General features: G+C 58.7%; 26 protein-coding genes. 12 read left to right on the top strand and 14 right to left on the bottom strand.

Annotation, left to right across the window (positions count from 1 at the left end):
* Positions 1-62: 62 nt before the first annotated feature.
* Positions 63-863 (top strand): pyrroline-5-carboxylate reductase family protein, encoded by an 801-nt coding sequence (locus ETC27_RS08810; protein WP_136254623.1) that lies wholly within the window; start codon positions 63-65, stop codon positions 861-863.
* A gap of 32 nt (positions 864-895) precedes the next feature.
* Here ETC27_RS08810 and ETC27_RS08805 read toward each other — a convergent pair whose 3' ends face one another.
* A complete protein-coding gene (locus tag ETC27_RS08805; protein ID WP_136254622.1) occupies positions 896-1,549 on the bottom strand; it encodes a TetR/AcrR family transcriptional regulator in 654 nt (217 codons plus the stop codon).
* Positions 1,550-1,860: 311 nt separating this feature from the next.
* Positions 1,861-2,226 carry a hypothetical protein gene (locus ETC27_RS08800; RefSeq protein WP_205742712.1) on the bottom strand — a complete coding sequence of 122 codons (366 nt, stop codon included), beginning with the start codon at positions 2,224-2,226 and terminating at the stop codon, positions 1,861-1,863.
* Between the two features lie 580 nt (positions 2,227-2,806).
* Between ETC27_RS08800 and ETC27_RS08795 the strand changes: the two genes are divergently transcribed.
* The 4 genes from ETC27_RS08795 to acuI all read left to right on the top strand — a co-directional run bounded on the left by ETC27_RS08795 (position 2,807) and on the right by acuI (position 9,002).
* A complete protein-coding gene (locus ETC27_RS08795) occupies positions 2,807-4,108 on the top strand; it encodes an efflux RND transporter periplasmic adaptor subunit (RefSeq protein WP_136254621.1) in 1,302 nt (433 codons plus the stop codon).
* Entirely contained in the window at positions 4,105-7,209 is a 3,105-nt protein-coding gene (locus tag ETC27_RS08790) for an efflux RND transporter permease subunit (protein WP_136254620.1), read from the top strand. Before ETC27_RS08795 ends, ETC27_RS08790 begins: the two co-directional genes overlap by 4 nt.
* 105 nt (positions 7,210-7,314) lie before the next feature.
* Complete coding sequence (acuR, locus tag ETC27_RS08785) at positions 7,315-7,956, top strand: acrylate utilization transcriptional regulator AcuR (RefSeq protein ID WP_136254619.1); 642 nt, start codon at positions 7,315-7,317, stop codon at positions 7,954-7,956.
* Between the two features lie 62 nt (positions 7,957-8,018).
* Positions 8,019-9,002 carry an acrylyl-CoA reductase (NADPH) gene (acuI, locus tag ETC27_RS08780; protein ID WP_136254618.1) on the top strand — a complete coding sequence of 328 codons (984 nt, stop codon included), beginning with the start codon at positions 8,019-8,021 and terminating at the stop codon, positions 9,000-9,002.
* A 16-nt stretch (positions 9,003-9,018) separates the two neighbouring features.
* Here the strand turns inward: acuI and ETC27_RS08775 are convergent, their stop codons facing one another.
* The gene (locus ETC27_RS08775; protein ID WP_136254617.1) at positions 9,019-9,552 is read right to left on the bottom strand and encodes a carboxypeptidase-like regulatory domain-containing protein; all 534 of its coding nucleotides are present in this window, start codon (positions 9,550-9,552) and stop codon (positions 9,019-9,021) included.
* 276 nt (positions 9,553-9,828) lie between these two features.
* On the opposite strand from ETC27_RS08775, the gene ETC27_RS08770 reads away from it, so the two are divergent.
* The 6 genes from ETC27_RS08770 to ETC27_RS08745 all read left to right on the top strand — a co-directional run bounded on the left by ETC27_RS08770 (position 9,829) and on the right by ETC27_RS08745 (position 12,810).
* A complete protein-coding gene (locus ETC27_RS08770; RefSeq protein ID WP_136254616.1) occupies positions 9,829-10,497 on the top strand; it encodes a Bax inhibitor-1/YccA family protein in 669 nt (222 codons plus the stop codon).
* A gap of 128 nt (positions 10,498-10,625) precedes the next feature.
* Positions 10,626-11,018 carry a sulfurtransferase complex subunit TusD gene (gene tusD / locus ETC27_RS08765; protein ID WP_136254615.1) on the top strand — a complete coding sequence of 131 codons (393 nt, stop codon included), beginning with the start codon at positions 10,626-10,628 and terminating at the stop codon, positions 11,016-11,018.
* Between the two features lie 13 nt (positions 11,019-11,031).
* On the top strand, positions 11,032-11,457 hold the full coding sequence (locus tag ETC27_RS08760; protein ID WP_136254614.1) for a DsrE family protein: 426 nt from the start codon (positions 11,032-11,034) through the stop codon (positions 11,455-11,457).
* A gap of 81 nt (positions 11,458-11,538) precedes the next feature.
* Entirely contained in the window at positions 11,539-11,829 is a 291-nt protein-coding gene (gene tusB, locus ETC27_RS08755) for a sulfurtransferase complex subunit TusB (RefSeq protein WP_136254613.1), read from the top strand.
* Positions 11,829-12,182 carry a TusE/DsrC/DsvC family sulfur relay protein gene (locus tag ETC27_RS08750; protein WP_136254612.1) on the top strand — a complete coding sequence of 118 codons (354 nt, stop codon included), beginning with the start codon at positions 11,829-11,831 and terminating at the stop codon, positions 12,180-12,182. The genes tusB and ETC27_RS08750 overlap by 1 nt, the downstream gene beginning before the upstream one ends.
* A gap of 49 nt (positions 12,183-12,231) precedes the next feature.
* Positions 12,232-12,810: an acyl carrier protein phosphodiesterase gene (locus ETC27_RS08745; protein WP_136254611.1), complete on the top strand. Its 579-nt coding sequence runs from the start codon at positions 12,232-12,234 to the stop codon at positions 12,808-12,810.
* On the opposite strand, the gene ETC27_RS08740 is transcribed toward ETC27_RS08745, so the two are convergent.
* The 11 genes from ETC27_RS08740 to ETC27_RS08690 all read right to left on the bottom strand — a co-directional run bounded on the left by ETC27_RS08740 (position 12,797) and on the right by ETC27_RS08690 (position 23,629).
* On the bottom strand, positions 12,797-14,014 hold the full coding sequence (locus ETC27_RS08740; protein ID WP_136254610.1) for a molybdopterin molybdotransferase MoeA: 1,218 nt from the start codon (positions 14,012-14,014) through the stop codon (positions 12,797-12,799). The genes ETC27_RS08745 and ETC27_RS08740 overlap by 14 nt on opposite strands.
* Positions 14,007-14,537 (bottom strand): molybdenum cofactor biosynthesis protein B, encoded by a 531-nt coding sequence (gene moaB, locus ETC27_RS08735; protein ID WP_136254609.1) that lies wholly within the window; start codon positions 14,535-14,537, stop codon positions 14,007-14,009. Before moaB ends, ETC27_RS08740 begins: the two co-directional genes overlap by 8 nt.
* Complete coding sequence (locus ETC27_RS08730; protein WP_136254608.1) at positions 14,534-14,851, bottom strand: DUF1244 domain-containing protein; 318 nt, start codon at positions 14,849-14,851, stop codon at positions 14,534-14,536. Before ETC27_RS08730 ends, moaB begins: the two co-directional genes overlap by 4 nt.
* Before the next feature lie 121 nt (positions 14,852-14,972).
* Positions 14,973-16,025: a formate dehydrogenase subunit gamma gene (locus tag ETC27_RS08725; protein ID WP_136254607.1), complete on the bottom strand. Its 1,053-nt coding sequence runs from the start codon at positions 16,023-16,025 to the stop codon at positions 14,973-14,975.
* 9 nt (positions 16,026-16,034) lie between these two features.
* Complete coding sequence (fdh3B, locus tag ETC27_RS08720; RefSeq protein ID WP_136254606.1) at positions 16,035-16,661, bottom strand: formate dehydrogenase FDH3 subunit beta; 627 nt, start codon at positions 16,659-16,661, stop codon at positions 16,035-16,037.
* A gap of 62 nt (positions 16,662-16,723) precedes the next feature.
* Positions 16,724-19,582: a formate dehydrogenase subunit alpha gene (locus tag ETC27_RS08715; protein ID WP_136254605.1), complete on the bottom strand. Its 2,859-nt coding sequence runs from the start codon at positions 19,580-19,582 to the stop codon at positions 16,724-16,726.
* A gap of 35 nt (positions 19,583-19,617) precedes the next feature.
* A complete protein-coding gene (locus ETC27_RS08710; protein ID WP_136254604.1) occupies positions 19,618-19,818 on the bottom strand; it encodes a twin-arginine translocation pathway signal in 201 nt (66 codons plus the stop codon).
* A 61-nt stretch (positions 19,819-19,879) separates the two neighbouring features.
* Entirely contained in the window at positions 19,880-20,587 is a 708-nt protein-coding gene (locus ETC27_RS08705) for a TorD/DmsD family molecular chaperone (RefSeq protein ID WP_136254603.1), read from the bottom strand.
* A 71-nt stretch (positions 20,588-20,658) separates the two neighbouring features.
* Positions 20,659-22,422, bottom strand: coding sequence for a 4Fe-4S binding protein (locus ETC27_RS08700; protein WP_136254602.1), 1,764 nt, complete (start codon positions 22,420-22,422; stop codon positions 20,659-20,661).
* Between the two features lie 164 nt (positions 22,423-22,586).
* Entirely contained in the window at positions 22,587-23,186 is a 600-nt protein-coding gene (locus ETC27_RS08695) for a DUF3306 domain-containing protein (protein WP_136254601.1), read from the bottom strand.
* Positions 23,183-23,629: a DUF3305 domain-containing protein gene (locus ETC27_RS08690; protein ID WP_240724857.1), complete on the bottom strand. Its 447-nt coding sequence runs from the start codon at positions 23,627-23,629 to the stop codon at positions 23,183-23,185. Before ETC27_RS08690 ends, ETC27_RS08695 begins: the two co-directional genes overlap by 4 nt.
* A 232-nt stretch (positions 23,630-23,861) precedes the next feature.
* On the opposite strand from ETC27_RS08690, the gene ETC27_RS08685 reads away from it, so the two are divergent.
* A complete protein-coding gene (locus ETC27_RS08685; protein WP_136254600.1) occupies positions 23,862-24,707 on the top strand; it encodes a formate dehydrogenase accessory sulfurtransferase FdhD in 846 nt (281 codons plus the stop codon).
* Positions 24,708-24,737 lie beyond the last annotated feature (30 nt).

Genomic DNA, 24,737 nt, shown 5'->3' with positions numbered 1-24,737 from the left:
CATTTATGTCGAGAGGCTGCCATCGGGTCGACGATGGCGCCTGACCTGGAGGAGGGGATGCCATGCATGAAGCCACCGTGGTGGGGATCATCGGGGGGCAGGGCTGGATGGGACGTTCGTTGGGATTATCGTTGCTCGAACAGGGCATCCTGCCCCCGGAGCAATTGATCGTCTCGTCGCGCTCCGTCAACGCCGAGGTCTATCGCGACTGGCCCGAGGTCCGCTGTGTTCGCGACAACCATGGACTGGTCGAGCGGTCGGATATCATCGTGTTGTCCGTGCGCCCTCAGGACCTGGCCAGCCTCGACATCGCTGTGGGTGACAAGCTGGTCGTTTCCCTGCTTGCGATGACGTCTTGCCAGGCCTTAGCACAGCAAATCGGGAGTCGTCGGCTGGTCAGGGCCATGCCCAATGCCGCAGCGGAAATCCGTCGGGCCTACTTCCCCTGGTTCGCCACGCCAGAGGTAGGCGGTGCCGACCGGCGATTCGTCCAGGCATTGCTCGAGAGCTGTGGCATGGCGAGAGAAGTGTCGGCAGAACGCGACCTCGATTATCTGACGGCACTCAGCGGCGCCGGGCCGGCCTATCCGGCCCTGCTGGCGCAATCGTTGCTGGACCATGCTCGGCAGAACGGGATAGCCGATGACATGGCGCGCGAGGCCGTCATGCAGACCCTGGTGGGCGGCTGCCTGCTGCTGGAACGCCTGGAGACGGACCCGGGGGAGATGGTGGAGCGGTTGATCGCCTATGACGGCACCACGGCGAAGGGGCTGCAGACGATGATCGATGAGGGCATGGAGCGGGTGGTTCACCGGGGGCTCGAGGCGGCTTATGCCGCCGCACGAGCTCCGGGGAAGGCGTGAGCCACTGTCGAGGGGCGGTACGGATGAGGAGATCAGTCCCCCTCTTGGGCTCCCTGCCCGGGGGCGTAACCATGGCGGGCATGGAAGCGGCGAAGTTCGTGCGTCTGCGGGGCCTGGCCGGTGAAGATCTCGACATAGGCGGGAATGCGTCGCATGCGAACCTCGAGCGCTTCGTCGGTCTTCATCGTGATATAGCCGATCTGGGTAAGGTAGATGGTGCGTCCCCGCGCATTCGCGGCCAGTGAGTCAAAGCCTCGCGCCTCGAACATGCGCGTGAGCGCCTCGATGCGCGCGTCGTCGGCGGCATCGATCTGCTGTGCCACCTCGTCCGACTGTAAGGCCCAGCTACGGATCGCGAACTCCAGCTGTGAGTCGAACAACTGAGGGTCCAGCCAACAATCGAAGACGTTGAGGATCGCTTCCACGATGCTGTCGGCATAGGCCTCGGCCTGGCGAATCAGGCCCTGGGTGTTCTTCTCGCGCCACCGCTCGATCAGGGCGTCCAGCAGCGCCTCGCGGTCCTTGAAGAACCAGTAGAAGCTGGTGCGCGAGACCTTGAGGCGCTTGGCCAGCGGCAGGATGCGCACGCTGCCGACACCGGACTCGAGCAGCAGCTCGAAGGCGGCGTCCAGCCAGGCGTCGCGGGAGCCTTTCCATTTGGTGTCTTGAGCATCGGTGGCAGGCATCGAGAAGACATCTCCGGTCGCAGGGCACTGCCTTGAGGGCAGGCAGTGAAGAGCCTGCAGAGTACACCTGTGTCTATTTCATGTACACCGGATCGCCTGGCCGGCCCGCTGGACCGGTGCAGGCGGTGTAAAAAGCGCCATGTTGCCTTGGTCCAGTCTCTTTTCCACGATGCTTTGGTGGAGGTTGGCCCAGTCTCCATATAGGAGAGCCTCTCATCACTACTGTGCGTTTGGTTATCGAGGTATGGTCAGAAAAATAAACGGGTAGAAATTAAGGAGGAAAAAGTTTCTACCCTTATTATTGATATGCTTTAGCCCAATACTAGGGAGCATCCCAAGGCAACACCGATGAAGAGGCCTAGGAGTTGAAGACCAAGTAACCAGAAGAGCTTGGTGCTGAATAGGCTATAGATTCCACCGCTAGTGAACACAATATTTGGCCTAAGAGAGAGTCGAAGCATATCGCCAACTAAAGCGCCCGTGACGCCCAGTGCAGAGCCCAGCACTCCTGCTATGATCTTTGCAAATAAACCGGCTCCTACTACCATGGTCGATGTGTTAAATGTCAGCATTACGCACGAAGCAATGATCGCAGCAATTCCCCAGCCCATAATGCTTGGGCTGATGAATAGGGCTGGAGCATCGCCAGTGACTTCATTCTCTTTCTGTAGTTCCATGTCATAACCTCGTTAATAATTATATTTTTCAGGACGTTAAGCCAGCATAAGCGGGCAGCTATGTTGGGGCTGTCTAACGTTCTACTAAGCTTCCTGCGCTATCTTCGGCAACTGAGGATGTAGTTATCATCGGCCTCGTGTCGCGTCACTTCTCCAGTTCCTTATTACCTACCTTAAAACCAAGAATAGGCACCTGTGGGCTTCGTCAGCAAGTCATGACCGGAGAAGCCTCTTTCATATATGATCTTCTCAGTGGCGGTGCCTCGCTTTTATGTTAAGCCGCTCTTCTACTGGACCTCAATCAATAGACTGTTTTGTCCTCATCGGCTGCTTAAAAGGCAACTTGAATGACCGTGCTGCAAGAGGTCGCGAACTGGCCGATCTACGGCCGATTCTAGCCTTGTCTGGCCTTCGCTCGTCGACTTTTCAGACAAAGCCTAGTAAAGGGGGCTAGAAATGTGAGGCCCGCTTCCTCGGCTCCCAGGTTGAGTGGATGTTGATTGAGGTCAGTGTCCCTGCGCGGGAGACGGCGATAGGCTGTATGATCTCACCATGATATAGCCGGCTCGATGGGGGCCCCGTGTTGAAGCGAATCATTCCCTTGCTGATTCTCGCGCTAGGGGGGGTGGTATTTTTCTCCCTCAAAATGACGGCGCCGGCTCCGGTCGATGTAACTGCCGAAGAACGTAGCTGGCGCGTGGCATCAATGCCCGTGGAACTGGGTGAGCATCGCCCCGTCGTGCCGCTCTACGGAAACGTGGTGGCGCCCGACTTGATTACCGCGACTGCGCCTCTGTCGGGTCGGATCGCGTCGCGCCCGGTGCACGACGGGCAGCGTGTGGCTAAGGGGGAATTGCTGGTGGCCCTCGACGCGGCCGATGTTCAGCCGCCGCTTACACAGGCCCGCGCCGAGGTCGCAGACCTCAAGGCGCAGATCGAGAGCGAGGGCATCCGCTATGCTAATGATCAGCAGGCTCTTTCGCGTGAGCAGGCGATACTCGGCAATGCTCAGCGCCGGTTAGAGCGTGCGCGTTCGCTGGCATCTCGCAACCTGCTTTCCCAGTCCGAGCTTGATGATGCCCGTGATGGGGAAGATCAAGCTCAGCTGACCATCACCAACCGTCAGCGTGCTCTCGCCGAGCACCCGACGCGTCTTGATCGCCTCGAGGCCCAGCTCGATCGAGCGCAGGCGGAGCTTGCTGCCGCAAACCGAGATGCCGAGCGTAGCCGTGTGACGGCCCCCTTCGATGGTGTGATAACCCGTGTTGAGGTGGCACCTGGTGATCGCGTTGCCAGTGGGGCGGACTTGTTGAGTGTCTACCCCGTGGCCGGGCTTGAGCTAAGAGCGCGGGTGCCTAACCGGTATCAGGACGAGATAGTGTTGGCGCTGCGAGACGGGCTGTCCCTTCGTGCACAAGTGCCTGAGCGAGAGATCGACTTGCACCTGGAGCGCCTGGCCGGCGAGGGCGAGCCTGCCGGTACCGAGGCCATCCTCTCGATTGCTGCAGAACCGTCGGTTGCCAGCGGGAGCGGCTTGGTACGTCCCGGTAGCATGTTATCCGTGCTGCTCGAGTTGCCCCCGGTTGCGGATACGTTGGCTGTTCCCTACAGCAGCCTATACGGCAACGATACGCTTTATCTCATCGATGAAAATCGGCTCGAACGAAGGCACGTCACGGTCCTTGGTGAGACAGTCGTGTCTGACTCAATGTCGGATGAAACACAGGCGAGCGCGGGGGAGCGTTGGTTACTGGTGGAAGGGGCAAATCTGGCGACCGGCCAGCGCGTGGTGACAACCCATCTGCCTAACGCTGTCGATGGTTTGCTGGTCGATGATGGCAACGCGTCGGAGGCGAGCGGCGGTGAGGAGGTCTCGCCTTGAGTGAGCGTCGCGGCATCATCGGTTTCTTCGTCCACCACAAGGTGGCGGCCAATCTCATCATGCTGATGATGCTACTTGGCGGTTCGCTGGCGCTGCTGCGCATGAACATTCAGTTTTTCCCGACGTTTGAGCTGGACGTGATCAGCGTGCGGGTCGTCTGGAGCGGTGCATCTGCGGAAGACGTGGAGGAGGGCATCACCGTCCCGCTTGAACAGCGGATCAAGAGTGTGGATGGCCTCAAACGCATGACGTCGACCTCGGCTCAGGGGATCTCGAGTCTGACGCTCGAGTTCAACGAAGGCGTTGATCCCATCATTGCGCTGGATGATGTTAGCCAGCAGGTCGATGAGTTTACCAACCTGCCCGACGATGCCGAAGAACCCCAAGTGATTCGGGTCGCCCGTTATGATCCGATCGCCAGACTGCTGATCCATGGCGATCTGGCGCCGGCGGAACTGCGCCGGCTCGCCCATCGCTTTGAAAACGAGTTGCTGCAAGCCGGTATCGACCGAGTACAAATCAATGGCTTGCCGGAGCAACAGATCAGTATCGAGGTGCCAGCCGAGCGACTCATGGCCCTTGGACTTAGTCTCGATCAGATCGCTGATCGCGTGCAGGGGCTGTCCCGTGATCTGCCCGCGGGTCTCATGGGGCAACAGGACAGTACCCGAGAGTTGAGGTCGATCGAGCAGCGACGTGACCCCCAAGCCTTTGCCGAACTCCCTGTCATCGCCAATCAACAGACACAGCTGCGCCTGGGCGATATTGCCACGCTGCGCCAGGAGCCTCAGGACGGGCAAACCACGCTGACGCGGTCGGGTTCGCGAGCGGTCGAGCTGTTGTTGCAGCGTGCCGAGAACGGTAACTCGCTGGAAGCGGCCCAGGTACTCGAGGAGTGGTTGGCCAAGACCCGGCCAACCCTGCCGCCGTCAGTTACCCTTGAGACCTATGACGAGAGCTGGCAGTTAATCGACGACCGCATCTCTCTGCTGGTCGGCAATGGGTTGGGCGGTCTGTTGCTGGTGATGGTGCTGTTGTATTTGTTTTTGCCCGGTCGGGTGGCCTTGTGGGTCGCTATAGGCATTCCGACCGCCTTTCTAGCGGCATTGGCCGTGCTGTGGGGGATCGGCGGGTCGATCAACATGATATCGCTGTTTGCGCTGATCATGGCGTTAGGGGTCATCGTCGATGATGCCATCGTGGTCGGTGAGGATGCGGATGCGCATTACCGGCTCGGCGAGGCCTCTCATCTCGCCTCGGAGGGGGCGGCAAAGCGCATGGTCTGGCCGGTGCTGGCCTCGTCCTTGACCACTGTGGCGGCTTTCATGCCGTTGTTGGTTGTCGGTGGCGTGATCGGCAACATTCTCGTTGATATTCCGCTGGTGATGATTTGCGTGCTGATCGCCTCATTGATTGAGTGTTTCATCGTGTTGCCGGCGCATTTGCGCCATGCCTTCCAGCCGGCCCCTGTGGGCCGACGGCCACACCCCGTCACGCGATTGCGTGAGCGCTTCGATAAAGGCTTCGAACGCTTCCGTGAAGGGCCTTTTCGCGCTTTCTCTGTCCTGACCTTGCGCTACCGTGCGGGGACTATCGCCTCCGGAGTAGCCTTGGTGCTTGTCACGGTGGGCCTCTTGGTCGGTGGCCGGATCAGCTTCGAATTCTTCCCGACGCCGGAATCCAGCATTCTTTATGCCAATGCCAGTTTTGTCTCAGGGACTGAGCGAGAACGCGTGGACCGTTTCATGGATCATCTGGAAGCGACGCTGGATGAGACCGAACAGAGCTTTGATCAGCCGCTGGTCTTGCATGCCGTCACGCTGCACGGCAGTAGTCTTGATGATGGTGGCGGGAGTCGTACAGGCGATCAGGTCGGCGCGATGCGCCTTGAGCTGGTGTCTCCGGATGGCCGGGAGGTGCGCAATAGCCAGTTCATTGCCGCCTGGCGCGAGCGCATTGAGCTTCCGCCAGGGCTGGATAACCTGAGTATCAGCGAACGACGCGCGGGGCCGCCGGGGGAAGACGTCAATATTCGCCTGACCGGCAACGATGCAACGGAGCTCAAGCAGGCGGCCACGTCCCTTGCCGCATCGCTAGGTAACCTGCCCGGTGTCCTCGATACCAACGACGACATGCCCTGGGGCCGTGAGCAACTGATCTATTCACTGAGTCATCGTGGTGAGGCGCTGGGTCTGACCACAGAGTCACTGGGGCGCCAGCTGCGCGCGGCCTTCGATGGCCGCCTGGTCCAGAAATTTCAGGATGGTGCCGATGAGATCGAGGTGAGGGTTCTGCTGCCTCGGGTAGAGCGTGAACAGTTGAGTACCTTATCTCGCCTGCCGATCCGCCTCGATGATGGACGCTTCGTGCCCCTCGAGCAGGTGATGGATATGTCGTACCGTCAGGGTTTCGAGGCGCTGCGTCATGCCGATGGCCAGCTTGCGGTCGAGGTGACCGCCGTACTCAATCAGGCTGTCACCTCAAGCGACAAGGTGCTGGCAAGCCTCGAAGCCCAGGTATTGCCTCAGCTGGCACAGGAGCACCGCCTTCGTTATAGCTTCGAGGGCCGCTCCGCTGATCAGCGCGATACGCTCGGTGATATGCGTACCGGCCTGATCATGGGGCTGGGGCTGATGTTCGTGGTACTGGCCTGGGTATTCGCCTCCTGGAGCCTGCCGCTGATCGTGATGGCGATTATTCCTTTTGCGCTGGTGGGGGCGCTGCTGGGGCACTGGGCGCTGGGCATCGATCTCACGATATTGTCGTTGTTCGGGCTGTTTGGCCTTTCCGGCATTGTGGTCAATAGCGCCATTATTCTGGTGAGCTTCTACCGCCAGCAGCGAGACAAGGGCCTTGATATTAATGCGGCGTTGGTTGAGGCCGCTGTGCAGCGCGTGAGAGCAGTACTGCTGACGTCGTTGACTACCATCGGCGGCCTGTTACCGCTTCTTTTCGAGACCTCGCTGCAGGCGCAATTCCTGATTCCCATGGCGGTGTCCATCGCCTTTGGTCTGGGCTTCTCGACGCTGCTGGTGCTGGCGGTGGTCCCGGCCTTGCTCTCTTATCTTGAACAGTGGCGGGCGACGCTTGCTTCAGCGTAAACACCTGCGCCGCTTTTAGTGGCATGAGACGCAGGTGAGGTAAGCCGCTTGCGATCAATATTCACTGGCTTGTTATTTATAGACGGCTGGTCTAAATTATTCTCCATGACGCAAACACCAAGCATACGCCGCCGTGGAAGACCGCCCAACGTCGCGCGGGAAAACCCGGATACCAGGGCAGCTCTCATTCGTAGCGGTCTGGAGGTGCTCACCGAGCAGGGCTTCAGTGCGGCCGGTATCGACGGTATTCTCAAGCGCGTTGGCGTCCCTAAAGGCTCCTTCTATCATTACTTCACGAGCAAGGAAGCATTCGGGCGTGCCGTGCTTGAGCAGTATGCCGCCTATTTTGCTCGCAAACTCGACCATTACTTGCTTGATGAAACGTTGCCGCCGTTGTCACGTATCGAGGCGTTTGCCACTGATGCCAAGAACGGCATGGCCCGTCATGGTTTCCAGCGGGGTTGTCTGGTAGGCAATCTGGGTCAAGAGGTCGGCTTGTTACCGGAAAGCTACCGAGCCGCGCTCGAGCAGGTGCTGGGGGACTGGCAGCAGCGGCTCGCACAATGCCTGGTTGAGGCACAAGCCCTAGGTGTGCTGAGTCCCGACGCGGATTGTGACGCCTTGGCCGACTATTTCTGGATCGGCTGGGAAGGGGCTGTGATGCGTGCCAAGCTGCAAGAGGCGCCAACCCCCCTTGATACCTTTGTGACCGGCTATCTGGCAGGTCTACCTCGCCAACGTGAATAACGCCGGCGCCATGAAGGAAATTTTTTATCCAGTATTAGACGATCGGTCTAAAAGGAGTAACGATGTTCAAGGCCATTCTGATTGAGAAAGACGATGCGGGTTACCGTGCCGGACTGACGGAACTGAATGACTCACAGTTACCGGATGGTGAGGTGACCGTGCGGGTGGAATACAGCACGCTCAACTATAAGGATGCCCTGGCCATTACCGGCAAGGGACCGGTCGTGCGCCGCTTCCCCATGGTGCCGGGGATCGACCTGGCCGGAACCGTCGAGTCCAGCGATTCCGACCGTTTCCAGGCCGGGGATCGGGTGCTGCTCAACGGCTGGGGCGTTGGTGAAGGGCATTGGGGCGGGCTTGCCCAGAAGGCACGCCTCAAGGCTGACTGGCTGATCCCGCTGCCAGAGACGTTCTCGGCCAAGCAGGCCATGGCCATTGGCACAGCGGGCTACACCGCCATGCTGTCGGTGATGGCACTTGAGCGCCACGGCCTGACGCCCGCCTCGGGACCGGTGCTGGTGACGGGCGCCAACGGCGGGGTCGGTAGCTTCTCGATCGCCTTGTTGGCCACCCTTGGCTATACCGTTCTTGCCTCGACCGGGCGGCCTGAGGAAGCGGACTACCTCAAGCGGCTGGGGGCGGCCGAGATCCTCGATCGGGCCGAGCTCACCGAGAAGGGCAAGCCCCTCGCTAAGGAGCGCTGGGCCGGCGCCATTGATTCAGCCGGTAGTCACACACTGGCCAATGTCTGCGCCGGTACGCGTTATGGTGGGGTGGTTGCGGCCTGTGGGCTGGCGCAGGGCATGGACTTTCCCTCGACTGTTGCTCCCTTCATATTGCGTGGCGTGACCCTTGCCGGCATCGACAGCGTGATGCGCCCGCGCGAGGATCGTCTGGCGGCCTGGCAACGCCTCGCCGATACCCTGAACACCGACATGCTCGACGAGATCGCTCACGAGATCGGCCTCGAAGAATCCATCGATACGGCGGCTCAGCTGATCGAGGGCAAGGTGCGCGGGCGTACCGTGGTGGACGTCAATCGCTGAAGCTATCGCTTGAGAGTCACCGCTTGAGGGTCACCGAAACAGTTTGACCGCGTCGGACGCTTACCTGATTAATGATGGGAGTGCCATTAAGCTCGCTGACGCGGCCGGCGACGTAATAGTCTCCGGCAGGTAAGCCATTGGCGACGAAATAACCGTTGGCATCGGTACGCGCATAGTGCGTGTATTCCCTGGCACGAGGGTCGGCTGGGGCGATGGCACGACCGGATAGAGCAACCTCTGCGGCCTCCGCCGAGTAGGTGGTAATCGGTGCGATGGATATGGTCTCACCGGTCCCGGGGACTGGATTGCCGCTTTTGTCGTGCTGGTAGAGTCGGCCCCGAATGCTTGCATTCCCCGTCTTTTCGAGAGCGGCGTATTCCTGTGCGGGGAAACTCACCTGCCTGGGCACGCGGCCATCCTGCTGCTGCTTATCGGGCGGGGGCAGCTCCTCGACGGTGGGATCACCCTGCTGAGAAGTTGGCCACTGCGGGGCTATCTGACAGCCTGCAAGCATTAGCGCGAGTATTGCGATTAAGCTGCTCCACCGCATGTCTGTCTCCTCCTGCATGTTTGATAGGCCAGTATATCCATCGCTACCTCGAGTCACGAGGTGTCGTCGAATAGCGTCAGTGGTACCTGTCATGCCGCATTCTATCCCCGCGCTCAGAGGATCCGAATAGGAAAGTCGTCTGGAAAATAGACAGTTGGCGGTCATGGCGTGGCGTTGAATCTCCACGCCACGGCCAACGTTATGTTCTTGCGTCGAGAACTCTGACACGGCATCCTTGGTCGAAGGTATGATCATTAACAAATGGAGCATCGACAGATGGCTTATCAAGACACGCAGGTAACACAACGCCATGAGAGTGCCCTCAGCACCAACAAGGTGCTGCGTAACACTTACGCGCTGTTGGCCATGACACTGCTGTTCTCTGCTCTTACCGCAGGCGCTGCCGTCGTCATGGGCGTTCAGCAGATGAACATTCTAGTGTTCTTCATTGGTGCCTACGGACTGATGTTCCTGGTGCACAAAACCGCCAACTCGGCCTTGGGTCTGCTATCGACCTTCGCCTTCACCGGCTTCATGGGCTTCACGCTGGGTCCAATCCTAAGCGCTTACCTAACACTGCCTAATGGCCCGGCATTGATCATGAATGCCCTCGCCATGACGGGTGCAACCTTCATTGGTCTATCCGCCGTTTCGTTGATTACCAAGAAAGACTTCGGTTTCTTGGCGAACTTCCTGACTGCTGGTGCCATTGTGTTGATCCTGGCCATGGTGGCCGGCATCTTCCTGCAAATTCCGGCGCTGTCGCTGGCCGTTTCCGCTGGCTTCGTTCTGTTCTCTTCAGCGGCGATTCTCTATCAGACCAGCGAGATTGTTCATCGTAGCGGTGAGACCAACTACATTCTCGCCACTATCACGTTGTACGTATCGATCTACAATCTGTTCATCAGCCTGCTGTCGATTCTCGGCATCATGAGCAGTGACTGAACTCGGTAGGTAGACCCTTTCTTGGCCCCGCCGCTATGGCGGGGCCAAGTCGTTTCTGGCTGACTCATTAGCGCCTACATTCTGAGCATACGATGAATCGTGAATGCGCCCTGTGTTGAGAGAAAACCATGCGTTATGCATTGCTGGTCCAAGGCGGTCCTTACAGCTCACAGGCATCCCACTCTGCTCTGCGGTTCGCACGGGCCGTCATCGAGCGAGGTCACTGCCTTGCTACCGTGTTCTTCTATCATGACGGTGTCTATAATGCCGCCCGTCTCAGCGCTCCGCCTCAGGACGAGCCCCACCTGGGGGATGGCTGGCGCTTACTGCATGACGAGCATGGCACAGAGTTACTGGTATGCATCGCGGCAGGCCTTCGCCGTGGCCTCCTTGATCAGCGAGAGGCGGCGCGACATGGCAAGGAGGGGTATAGCCTGGAGGAACCCTTCGAGCTGACGGGACTTGGACAGTTGGTAGAAGCCGGTTTCAGCCACGATCGTCTGATCACCTTTTCCCCATGAATGAGGCCCCGTGATGAGTGGACAGGAGACACATGATCTTGAGGCGAGGGACCCCGATAGTGTGGTCGACAATAGCGTCACCGCTGGAGACCTGCTGGTCATCCTGCGTCATGCCCCCCATGGCTCCAGTTGGCTACGTGAAGGCCTCGATACGGCATTGGTAGCCGCCGCGTTCGGACAAAGGGTTACACTGTTGTTTGCCGGAGAAGGTGTCTTGGCATTGCTGACCGGTCAGACGGCCGGACCGCTGGGGCAGAAGGGCACGCACGGCGTGATCGACATGCTGGCGATGTATGATATCGATACGTTGATGGTCGATGGCCGAGCTCTTAAGAGCCGGGGACTTTGTACAGACGACTTGATGCTACCGGTGACGCTAGTCGAGGCTGACGGCGTTGTGTCGCTGCTTCAAAGCCATCGGTTGGTCCTTAATTTCTAGGCTCGTCGCCTAAGCTGAACTTTCATGATGAGCCGCCGTATCTGTCTATTTTGATCTCTTGCTACGTGGAGAGCCCCGCGCATGATTCTGCATCTTCTCAATCGCTCGCCAGTGACCAGTCGGGTCATCGATGATGCGTTGGCGGCAATGGGTCCTGATGACCGGATGCTGCTTATCGAGGACGGCGTATCGGGTGGACTGCCGGCGCAGGCCTTGTTTTTCAAGAATCTGGCTGGCCGGCTCTTTGCCCTTCGCGAGGACCTGGTCTCTCGCGGCTTGCTCGAGCGCTGCGGTGAACACGTGACTATCATTGACGTCGAGGGCTTCGTTGACCTGACCGAAGAAGCCAATAAGACCGTGAGTTGGTACTGATGGCCTCTAGTGAAATATACCGTTATCTATCCATTGAAAACCGAGAAATTGGCCTGGACCCGGAAGGGTTTCTGGTCGACATGGGTGATTGGTCTCCCGCCGTCGCCGAAGCATTGGCAGCAGAAGAGGGGCGCATCCTTACCGAAGATCACTGGGAGGTGATCGAAGTGCTGCGTGATTTTTATTCTCGCTACGAGATGGCGCCAGCGATGCGTCCGCTGGTCAAGTCGGTGGGGCTGGCACTTGGCGCCGAGAAGGGGAAATCCTTGCATCTGATGCGCTTGTTCCCGGATAGCCCGGCGAAGGTCGGGGCCCGGCTTGCCGGACTTCCTAAGCCGGCTAACTGCCTGTGATTCTTGACCTGGTGGCTGTCTTGCCCTCAGGTGCGAGGATGTCATCGACATGAATTTTCTGGCTCATGCCTGGCTTGCGCACCACGGCAGCGATGATTTCCTGTACGGCAACTTGATCGCCGATGGCGTCAAAGGCAGCGATCTTGCTGCCTGGCCGCAGGCTGTGGCTGGTGGTATTCGCCATCACCGTCGTGTCGATGCCTTGGTGGATCGCCATCCTTGTACCCTAGCCGCGCGGAGCAGGGCGCCTAAGGGGCATGGGCGATATGCGGGTATCGCTCTCGATCTGGTGTGGGATCACTTCCTTTCACGCTTGCTGGCCGACGATCCGGCTCAACACGTCTTGATCGCGCGCTGTTATCGCTTGCTCGATGCCCAGCAAGCCCCTGACCGGTTGGCGTCGATGGTGCCGGTACTTGTCGAGCAGGATTGGCTAACTCGTTATGCGGATTTCGCCTTCACCTGTCGCGCCATAGCGGGCATCGGTCAACGCCTAAGTGGGCCCAATCGGCTTGCCGAACTGCTGCCTTGGTTGGAAGCCGACTACCTGCAGCTGGAGGCCGACTTCCGCTCACTGTGGCCAGACATGGAGACTGCCATGGAGGCTCCTGGCATCAGGCTTCCGTGAGCCATAGGCAGTCGACCATATCGCCAGGCGCCACCTGAGAATGGGCGGGTATCACGGCCAGCGCGTTGGCTGTCACGCAGGAAGATAGCACCGCTGAGTTCTGATCGGAGAAGGCGCGAGCGCTAGGGCCTTCTGGTAGAAAACACAGCTCGACTCGCATGTAATGCCGACGAGCCTTGGTCTCGGTGCTGAATTCGGCGCGGGCGCGAAGTCGAGGGAGTTCAGCCAGTGCCGGGCTGCCTAGCATGGCACCGAGTAGTGGACGCAGGTAGATCCAGGCACCCACATAGCTTGATACGGGGTTACCAGGTAGACCGATCAGTCGCGCTTCTCCTGTATCTGTTGGCAGGCGTCCCAATGCCAGAGGCTTGCCCGGGCGCATGGCCAGCCGCCACAGATCGAGTTGGCCTAACGTCTCCAGCGCCGCCTTGACGTGATCCTCTTCGCCGACACTGACACCGCCCGTCGTGATCACTACGTCGGCCTGCTTTGCAGCCTCGCCAAGCAGCTTGCAGGTGGTGGCAAAATCATCGGCGACCCGCTTGGCCATTACCACTTCACCGCCGAAACGCTCGATTAGTCGTCGCAGCATGGGGCGATTGGAATTGTAGATCTGACCGGGGGCCAGAGCTTCGCCGGGGTCGATAATCTCATCGCCGGTCGACAATAAGGCGACGCGAGGGCGGCGACGTACGCAGACCCTGGTGATGCCTTGCCCCGCCAAGTGGCCCAATGACGCAGCCTCGAGTCGCACGCCAGCGGGAAGCAGCCTCGCACCGACGCTGACGTCTCGTCCCTGACGGCGGACATTATCTCCGCTGGGAATATCACCAGGTATCCAGGCGCTGTCACCGTCGAGTGCGACGCGTTCCTGCATGACGACACAATCCGCGCCTGCTGGAAGTTCGCTGCCGGTGAAGATGCGTGCGCAGGTGCCCTGCATGAGGGGCGTGGCTTGCGATCCGGCGGGAATCCGTTGGCTGATAGCAAGCCACTGTCCGGCGTCGGATGCACGTAGCGCATAGCCATCCATGGCGCTGTTGTCGAAAGAAGGAACGTCCAGACGCGCTGCGACGTCTACGGCCAGCACTCGTCCGGCAGCGGCATCACAATCGATCGTTTCCGGCGCCACTGGCGTGACGCCTTCCAACAAGGCGGCGAGAGCATCCTCGACACGTTGTAGCTCGCTTGACGTGTCAGCCATGAGTGCCGCGCTCCGGGATAACGAGATTGGCGTAGTTACAGGGCTTGTGGCTGCCGTCTAGCTGCTCGCTCAGTATGCCGTCCCAGGCAGTGCGGCAAGCGCCGGTGGAGCCCGGCAGACAAAACACCACCGTTGCGTTGGCAAGCCCACCAAGACAGCGGCTCTGAATGGTCGAGCTACCGATTTCTTGCCAGGACAGGTGGCGAAAGAGTTCGCCGAAGCCTTCGATGCGTTTATCCAGCAGTACTTCAACGGCTTCCGGGGTCGAGTCGCGGCCGGTGAACCCTGTACCGCCGGTGGTCAGCACGACCTGCACGTCGGGTGCCGCGATCCAGTGGGCCACCTGGGCCCGAATCACGTAGACGTCGTCTGGCAATATACGCTTTTCGACCAGCACATGGCCTGCTGCGGTCAGGCGCTCGACCAATGCCTGTCCACTACGATCGGTGTCTTCGCTGCGGGTATCTGACACGGTGAGGACCGCGATGCGCAGCGGCTCAAACCCGGGGCGCTGCTCACTCATGCCTTATCCTTCTTCGGCTGGTTGCGGGCCTCCAGAGCGGCCAGCTGTTGGTCAGTGGCCGGTGCCTGGTAGAGCTTCTTCCACTCGCTATACGGCATGCCGTAGACATGCTCGCGAGCCGCCTCGTAATCGAGCTCGGCGCCTTGTTCTTCGGCGGCATTCACCAACCATTTCGACAGGCAGTTGCGGCAGAAGTCGGCCAGAATCATCAGGTCGATGTTCTGCACGTCCTTGTTGTCGTCGAGGTGCTTGAGAAGGCGACGAAAGGCGGCGGCTTCGAGTTCAGTGCGGGTCGCGTCGTCAAGATGGTGCATGGCGATGGCTCCTGCTGGGTAGCGCCGTTGGGCGCTAAATTGATGTTGACCCAAGGATAACAAAAGACACCGCCGTTGGGCGGTGTCTGATGATCGTTCATGTCGTCGTTGGAACAGTCGCTTAGGTAGGTTTACCGGGCGGCTGGCGTGGTTGGCCTTGCTGACTGCCTGATGACGCCGGGTCTGGTGCTTCAGCCTGATCCTTGACCTCCTCATACCACAGATTGTGATGCTCCTTGGCCCATGTCTCATCGACATAGCCTGTGGTCATGCCCTCAAGCGCACCCTCGGTGCCGATGGTGCCAATGTAAATATGGCCAAGGGATACCGCTGTCAGTGCCAAAGCGGCCAGCGAATGGATGACGTTGGCCCACTGCATGGTGTCCCGGCTTTGTCCATAGTTCGGGAAGTCCATCACTAGGCCACTGGCGATCACCAGTACGCCAGCGGTGGCCAGTAGCCAGAACCATGCTTTCTCACCCCCGTTGGCAAAGTGAGCGTCGACGTGTTCCTTGCCAAATAAGCCGCCGCCTTTTTTGAACCATTCCCAGTCTGTTTTGTTCGGAATGTTCTTTTTCAGGAATTTGGCCAGGATAACGATCAGCAAGGCCCCGAATACTGGTCCAAGGTAGTTATGCAACAGCTTGGTGCCGGACATCATGGCGGCCCATATGCCGTCTCCCAACAGGGGATTGAAGACGTACTTCCCATAGAGAAGATTGAGACCAGTCAGTGCCAGAATCACGAAGAGAGTCGCCACCGTCCAGTGCAAGGCGCGCTCCAAGGTGGACCAGCGCAACAGCTTGCGGCCGGTACGGGGTTCTTCGAGATCCTTGCGACCAACGATCAGGTAGAACACCAAGATTAAGGCGGCCATGCCACCAACGGTGATCAGCCCGAAGGGTGATATCCAGCGATTACGAATCTGTCGCCACGTTTCGCCGCTTGGGTTGACCAGGTTGTAGGTGGAATCAAAGCGGGTGTCGATGAAGTTCTCACCGCTCTTCACCTGCCGCCAGATCTCGGCATCGATAGGTGGCACGGCGGTAGCCAGTTCACCCTCGGGGTCGGCGCTCTGAGCCAGCGCCTGCCCGGCAAGCAACATGCTTGTCACCAGCAACAAGAGTAGGGTCAGCCGTCGACCAAGGGCCAGGCATGCGTTATGAATATGCATAGGGCCTCCTTACTCCTGACGGGTCGCGTCGTAGGCGAGGGTATCCATTGAGGTCTTGGGACCGGCACGGTCCACCGAGGACCATGCGCCGTCCTTATGACCGCGATGGACGACGCGTTGGCGGAAGATGTCAGCCACCGTCTGGGCATCCCCGGCAATCAATGCCTTGGTGGAGCACATTTCGGCGCACAGCGGCAGTTTGCCTTCATCGATGCGATTGGCACCGTACTTTTCGTACTCTTCTTCCTTGGTTTCAGCAGGCCCGCCGGCGCAGAAGGTGCACTTGTCCATCTTGCCGCGCTCACCGAAGGCTTCGGTACCCGGGAACTGAGGGGCGCCGAAGGGGCAGGCATAGAGGCAATAGCCGCAGCCGATACACTGATCCTTGTCGTGCAGCACAATGCCGTCGTCACGCTTGAAAAGCGTCTCGGTGGGACAGACTGCAATGCAGGGGGCATCATCACAATGCATGCAGGCCACCGAGATCGATACTTCGGTAGGTTCGCCATCGTTGAGTGTCACAACACGCCGGCGTTGGATGCCCCATTCGACTTCATTGGCGTTCTTACAGGCGGTCACGCAGCCGTTGCATTCGATGCAGCGCTCTGCGTCACACATGAATTTCATCGTCGCCATGGTTATCTCCTCACCCCGGGAACGGATATTGCCCCGGGGGATATCCTGTAGAGTTCAGGGGCTCAGCTGGCCCGCTCAATCCGGCACAGCGTGCACTTGGTTTCCTGCATTTGTGTCACGCTGTCGTAGCCATAAGTGGTCGCCGTATTAGCGGCCTCACCCAGTACGTAGGGTGCGGCGCCTTCCGGATAGCGGTCGTGCAGGTTTTCACCCTGGAACATGCCGCCGAAGTGGAAGGGCATGAAGACGACCTCCCGTGCGACGCGCGGTGTCACCATTGCCTTGACCTTGACGCGTCCACCTTCTGCGCCCTCGACCCAGACCATTTCGCCATCTTCGATTGCGAGGTCATTGGCCAGTGCTGGGTTGATTTCGACGAACATCTCTTGCTGAAGCTCAGCCAACCAGGACATGGAGCGAGTTTCTTCGCCACCGCCTTCATATTCGACCAGACGACCGGAGGTGAGGATGATTGGGTAGCGGTCCGTGACATCTTTCTGCTGAATGCTCTTGTAGAGGGTCGGCAGACGGTAGTGAGAGGCGACGTCGTCCCAGGTCGGGTAGTCTTTCACCAAGTCGCGCCGGCTGGTATAGAGCGGTTCGCGATGCTTGGGAATGGGGTCCGGGAAGGTCCAAACGTTGCAGCGCGCCTTGGCGTTGCCGAACGGTGAGCATTCGTGAGCGATCGCTACCCGCTGGATACCGCCAGAGAGGTCTGTTTTCCAGTTCTTGCCCTCGGCGGCCTGTTTTTCGGCAGCGGTAAGATCGTCCCACCAGCCTAGGTCCTTGAGCATGTCGGCAGTGAACTCTGGGTAGCCGTCATCGAGTTCGGAGCCTTGACTGAAAGAATTATCGGCCAGAAGCGGGGTACCATCGCGCTCGATGCCAAAGCGCGCGCGGAACGTCAGGCCACCTTTTGACACCGGCTTTGAGGTGTCATAGAGGATAGGTGTGCCGGGGTGGCGCATGTCGGCGGTGCCCCAGCAGGGCCACGGCATGCCGTAGTAGTCTCCATCTGCAGGTCCACCTTCGGCCTTGAGGTCGCTAAAGCTAAAGGTGTGCCAGTTCTGCTGGTGCTGCTTGAGCCTTTCCGGGCTCTGGCCGGTGTAACCCACGGTCCACATGCCGTTGTTGAATTCGCGAGTGATATCTTCGATCAGTGGTTCGGTGCCATTGACGGCAATGTTCTTGAATAGCTCATCGGCGAAGCCCAGCTTCCGAGACAGCAGGTACATGATCTCGTGGTCAGGCTTGGATTCGAAGCCAGGCTCGATGACCTTGTCGCGCCACTGAATTGAGCGGTTGGTAGCGGTCACGCTGCCGTAAGTCTCGAACTGGGTACAGGCCGGCAGTAGGTAGACACCGTTGGTGCGCCCGTGCATGACGGCGGCAACGGTCGGGTAGGGGTCGACGATGACCATCATCTCGAGTTGCTGCATGGCCTTCTGCATTTCCGGGCCACGCGTTTGCGAGTTGACGGCATGGCCCCAATAGAACATCGCCTTCAGTTTGGAGCGCTGGGAGATCTGGTCTTCCTGCTCTAGCACGCCATCGACCCACCGTGAGACGGTGATGCCGCTAGAGTACATGGGCTTGCCATCGGTGTAGTCGGACTGGTCGAAACGGCTCTTCAGCCATTCATAGTCAAGACCCCATACGTCCGCCCAGTGCTGCCAGGCACCTTCGGACAGGCCGTAATACCCAGGGAGCGAGTGTGACATCAGCCCCAGATCCGTGGCGCCCTGTACATTATCGTGCCCCCGGAAGATGTTAGCCCCACCGCCGGATTTGCCAATGTTGCCGAGCGCCAGCTCAAGGATGCAGTAGGCGCGGGTATTGTTATTACCGGTGGTGTGCTGGGTACCGCCCATGCACCAAACTACGCAGCCTGGGCGGTTTTCGGCGAGCGTCTTGGCGGTGTCGTACATTACCGCTTCTGGAATACCGGTAATGTTTTCGACCACATCCGGCGAATAGGAAGCGACTTCCTCGCGCACGTCATCCATGGCATAGACACGCTGGTCAATGTACTCGCTATCTTCCCAACCGTTTTCGAAAATGTGCCATAACAGGCCCCAGATGAAGGCCACATCCGAGCCAGGACGGAGGCGGACGTACTTGTTGGCCTTGGCGGCAGTGCGTGTGAAGCGAGGATCGACGACGATGATCTGAGCTTGATTGCGCTCCTTGGCCAGCAGGATGTGCTGCATGGCGACCGGATGAGCTTCACTTGGGTTCGAGCCGATGAAGATAATCGACTTGCTGTTCTGGATATCGTTGAGCGAGTTAGTCATCGCTCCGTAGCCCCAGGTGTTGGCTACGCCAGCAACGGTGGTCGAGTGGCAGATGCGCGCTTGATGGTCGGTGTTGTTGGTGCCGGCCAAGGCGGCGAACTTGCGAAGCAGGTAGGCTTGTTCATTGTTGAACTTGGCCGAGCCGAGCCAATAGATGCTGTCGGGACTGTAGGCCTCGCTCAGTTCTTGCACTTTGTTACCGATTTCTTCGATGGCGTCTTCCCAGGAGAGCCGCTGCCATTCGCCGTCGACAAGTTTCATCGGATACTTGAGGCGCCGACTGGAGTGGCCATGCTCGCGCAGTGAGGCGCCCTTGGCGCAGTGGGCGCCGCGGTTGATCGGGTGGTCGAAGGCCGGTTCCTGGTGTGTCCAGATGCCTTCTTGAACTTCAGCATAAACGCCGCAACCCACCGAACAGTGGGAGCAGACGGTGCGCTTGGTTTCCACAGGTGAGTCGAGGTATGGCGTCTTGTCGGCGGCATCCGCCGAGCGCACCATCGAATGGCCCATGAATCCGGCACTGGCGATACCGCCCGTGGCCAGAGCACTACGCTGCATGAATTGCCGGCGGGAAATACCAAGGCTGCTGGTTGCCTTGGCGGTGTTGGAAGTACGCGTCAATCGCATGGTGTCGATCCTCTTGGCCGAAAGGGCGGTCCGGGTTAGTCGCGCAGGGTGGCGTAGTAACGGCGGATATGGTCAGTCTCTCGATAACCACGGGGCTCTTCCGGAGCGGTTGACGGTGTGGTCTTGGCTTGTACCAACGGTACTTGGCCGATCGCGAAGAAAGCGCCAGCTGCAGCGGTGCCAGTGCCGAGCGTTTTAAAGAAGAGACGCCGTTGCGGGTTGTGTTGTTGTGTCATGTTCTTCTCCTCTGCGATCCGGTTTCGTTGGCACGGAATCGTTATAATTAGTGCTTATCGCTTAGTTATCGGTCATGTCGGGCGTTGTTCGAACGGTATCCTGATCGGCGGAAACGACCCGGACCGGCTGACGTGTGGCTTCCTCTGCCTGATGGCGTTGCTCTTCGCTGATGAAGGCGCTGCCAAGCGCTCCTACATGAGCGTAGAACGGGGTATCAACCGCCGCCAAGTCGTCGAAGCATCGCTGCGCCCAGGGGGCGAGATGTGCCATGAAAATCTTGGCGGCTTCCTCGGTTTGGCCTTCGTCGAGCAGCATGGCCATGGTTTCGCAAATGGCGGCGAGATGGTCCTCGGGATCATGGCAGTCTTCTGAGCGGCTAATCCCGAGACGGCGCAGATCGCGACGCAATGCCACTAGCGGTTCGTCCATCAGGTTGCCTTGCCGGTACCAGGAGGCATATGGCGTGACGTCTCCCTGGATCACGCCGACCAAGTGACGGAAATGTGCTGACGCGAGTTTTTTGGCGAGTTCCTCTTGTGGTTGTTCGGCCGCTGAGTGAATCAGCATCGCCCAGCGGTGAGATAAGGTGCTGCCATCGTCCTCTGCATCGAGTTCTGAGAGCCATTCCAGCAACACCGCTGTGGGCGGTTCACGGACCAGTCGCGCCAGGATCCGATAGATGTCGGCCCGTAGCGCGTTCATATCATCATGAATGTCTTCGCTTGAGCCATTCTGCTCTGCCGGGATCGTCGATGGGGTATCGGTCATGACGTTTACCTTGTCGTCTAGCGCATTACTAAGACTGCCATCATCAATGATGGTGCCACTTGACGCTTCAACTAGATTTTCAACTGTGATTCGGGGTCATGGGCCAGGTCCTGCCAGACATCCTTGACCCTGCAGTCCTCGCACATTTCAAGGCGCGCCATGGCGTCACCGGCAAAATAGGGATGATCCGCGAGCTTGGCCTTGATGCTTGAGATGGTGCTGACGCTGGCGAAAGGCTTGCCGCAGCGAATGCAGGGGAAAGCGGCCTCCTCCTTGCGGACCTGGCGGTAAGTTCGCTCCGGTGACGCCAAGAAACCCGGTACCAAATGAATGGCATCTTCCGGACAGATCTCCTCGCAGAGTCCGCACTGCACGCAATCGGCTTCGCGGAAACTGAGTTCGGGGGATGCCTTGCCCCCGGCGAGAGCCGGTGTTGGACATACCGAAACGCAGCCGAGGCACAGGGTGCAGGTATCCTTGTTAACGGCTACATCGCCGAAGGGCGCTCCTGCCGGCATGATATGACGCTGTCCGCTGGGGTGGCCCGTCTCGGTGAGGTAGGCGAGAGTGGCATTGAGGCGGTCGCGCTTGCCTACATCTGAAGAGGATGTGAATTCCGCCTTTTCAGTGCTAGTTCGCCGAGCAATGGAAGGCAGTATCGGCGGCGCATCTCTACGCTCGCTATCGTTGGGGTCAAGAAGACTCAGGCGCCGTGTGTCATGGCCAAGTGCCTCAAGCAGTGTCGTGGCTTGGTGATACTGATCCTCGATCAACGTCCGAAGGCTTGCTGGCAAGCGCTCGGTCAATTGAACACGAACTTCTGCTGCTCCGGCGGCGAGTGCTGCAAGCCAGTGGTCTTGTCCCGCTGCCCCGAGTTCCTCAAGCGGAACGTCCAGCACATGACCAGCGGGCGTAGATTCGCCTGCAAGGAAATCAGCCTCGGCGAAACGTATGACGGGCTCTTTGCCATCGGCTAGTCGATAGGCCGCAAGCAAGCGCTCGACGTAGGCTTGTTGATCGACAGGTGAGGGGAGTCGGTATTGAATGGCGCCTGTCGGGCAAGCGCTGGTGCAGCTACCTGCGCCATGGCAGCGCATCGGATCTATCTCGATCCAGGATTCTATGCGACCTGACTTTCGTGTGAGCGCATCCGCAGGGCAGACGTCTAGACACCGGGTGCATCCTGTCTTGCCGTGGCTATCATGGGCACAAATATCATGATTGATCTGGAAATAACGTGGTTTGGCGAACTCTCCAACCTGTTGTGGGAGGTCGGTGATGGCCTGCTGGCACGCTTCTGTGCCCCAGCTCGCAGCGGTGTAGCCGGGGGGGAGCAATTCGAGGGTAAGGGTTGGATGTTGGGCGAGGTCTAGCACCAGGTCGAAATGGGGGCGGCCAATGCTCGCCTGGGCAAGATTAATCCCACCATCCTCGTGGGGAAGAGTGAGTGTGAACTGCCCGAGATAGCCCTCAAGCTGCCAATCATGGGCGTAGTGGACCGAAAGGAGCCGAGTATCTTCAAGCAATGACTCAACCCCGGTCTCCTCTTCGAGAGGGTTCTCAGAGCCGGTACTGCTGTCGGAGTTGCCTGGGGAACCTGCGGATGCAGCGGCGATAACCAACAGGGTAATCGATGCTAGACCTTGATTATTCAGCTCTCGGGCTGCATGCCGGCCTGATAGTTCGTCGGCAATGATCAGTAAATGACCATCACTTGAGTAGGTAACGCTCTCCGGCGTGAGGTTTACCGGCCAAGAGATACGGGACTGTGCTGTTTCACGGGCGGCCAAGTTGTGATCGGCACCCAGTGATGTAAGGTCGATGCGCTGATTCATGTGGCCTCAACGGTCAGGGACAGAGTTTTGTATTAATCTTCGTCATTCAACAAGATTGGCGCCAATGCACATTGGTCTATATTGAGTGCTAATTTAACTATCGGCTTAATAGCTCTGGTCTATTTTTATTGAGAATCTTTGCTATTTATATGTGGCATATTGTTTTACGCGCCGGCAGATGAGTTAGCGTCAGGATGAGATGACTTACTCGTCTCTTTATCTGGCGCCGGATCTTCATGCGTTTCATTTGCATCATGAGTCCCAGCAATGTCTCTGTTACGGCTCTCCTCGGTGGCGGACGGTTCGCTGGCCTTGCCTTCTATTTGCTGGGCGGTTTGATCAGGATCGCCTTCTTCATCAGCGTGTTGATGTGTCCATTGACGTAGACGGTCCGCCACTTCTTGGGAGAGGTTCTTGAGTTGTCGGTAATCGTCGTCGTAGTCGTTAAGCCCGTCACGATGGTGATAGTGATCCGCTGCAAACATCCGTTTCAGCGCACGGCGACGGATCTCCCGGCTTACACCATCGCCGAGGTAGGCAGTCAAATTGCTGTTTGGCGGTAGGGTGTCGGGATCAGGAAGCTCGTCTACAGGCTCCTGAAAACTCGTATCGTCTGTCTCGGGTGTCGGTACTGTCTGACCTTCGATGGGTTTGTCATGTAGGGCCAGCTCGTCTTCTTTCAACGACGAAGGGGTGTCACGCGCCTGATGATCATCGGTCTCCAGTCCGCGTTTTCGTTGCGACCAACGTGAGAAGCGAGTCATGTCTGATTCTCCTGAGCGCGCCCAGCGCCCTTGCGTTTTTTCTTGCGGCCTTCAACGAGGGCTTCTCCATGATGAGAGAGATAGGCTTCAAGCCACAGCTGAATGGCTTGCGGCATCGCCACCTCATGGACCTGCTGTTCGCCATCCAACCAGCTGGCGGCAACCTCTTGACTGGCGGTCATGGCAGTAGGAGTCGGCGTTTGTCCTGAGAATCCTGCGCGTACGAACAAGCGAGGCGTCGATGATTCGAGGTTGAATCTGTAGGCCGCTCGTTCGGTCATGTATAGCTGAAGTGCGAGAACCTCCGGCCCGCTAGCACCTGGTGCCAGGTCTTGGATATGCCACTGGGTCGAGGTGAAGCCCTTGATGCTCTTAAGTTCGGGAACGAGACTAAAACTAAGCTGCTTGCGACTGATGGGGCCGGTCATATCGGGAGCGTTCATAGCGTGGCTACTCGCGTCAGGACTGCGTTGGAACATGTGAAAGCGCTATATCTACGAGGTGAAGCATCTGGCAAGTCACGGCTAACGCAGGCCGTCAAAGATGGATATGAGATAAAGACAGTAAGCGCCTCGAATGTAATGATGGTCAATATGGTGCAGTTAACGCTGGCCTCATTGAGTTAACGCGCGGTGCCACCCAAACGGTGCCACGCATGTCGCCAAGGAGCGATGCATGTGTTCGTTACGTCTTAGTCATGCCCGTCTGCCGGCAACGCTTGAAATAAATGTCCATGACGAATTTGGAGAGCTGCGTCAGCAGGCAATATCGGCCGAGCGCTCGCTTACCGTGTACCTCAACAAGCGTGAGATTGTCACGCTGATGACATTGGGGGCTGACCCAGAAGCGCTGGTGGTGGGATATCTTCGCAATCAGGGCCTGGTGCCTGAGCAGGACGATTTGGAAACTGTGCACGTCGATTGGGATGTCGAGGCAGCGGCAGTCGTCAGTCGTCGAGCGCCTGAGGATCTGGAAGAACGCCTCGGGCAGCGCACCGTGACGACAGGTTGCGGACAAGGAACTGTTTTCGGTCGATTGCTCGATGCAGTCGGTCTCGCGCCTGTGCCAAGTACACAGCTGAGGCAGTCCTCGTTATATGCGCTGCTCGAGAACCTCGGCGCCTATAATGAAACCTACAAGAGTGCCGGGGCAGTCCATGGCTGTGCGCTCTGCTGTCAGGATCAGGTGCTCGATTTCGTTGAGGACGTCGGGCGTCACAATGCCGTCGATACCTTGGCGGGTCGCCAATGGCTCAGCGAGTATCCCAATGCCATGCATGCTGATATTTTCTACACCACTGGCAGACTGACCTCCGAGATGGTCCTGAAAGTTGCCCAAATGGGGATCGGTATTTTGGTGTCGCGTTCGGGGATGACCCAGAAGGGAGTCGAGCTGGCCGAGCGTTTTGGGGTCATGCTGATTGCTCGCGCCAAGGGGCGGCACTTTCAGGCTGTCAATTCGGGCGAACGCTTGATTTATGACGCCATCCCGGCAAAGCGTCCCGGCGACCGCAAGTCATAGCGTTTGCTGGACTGCCTGCCTGCCTGCCTG

The organism is Onishia niordana (assembly GCF_004798965.1).
GTDB classification, from domain to species: domain Bacteria; phylum Pseudomonadota; class Gammaproteobacteria; order Pseudomonadales; family Halomonadaceae; genus Onishia; species Onishia niordana.
Note: the sequence above shows the minus strand (reverse complement) of the source record. Positions and strands in the feature narration are given on the sequence as shown.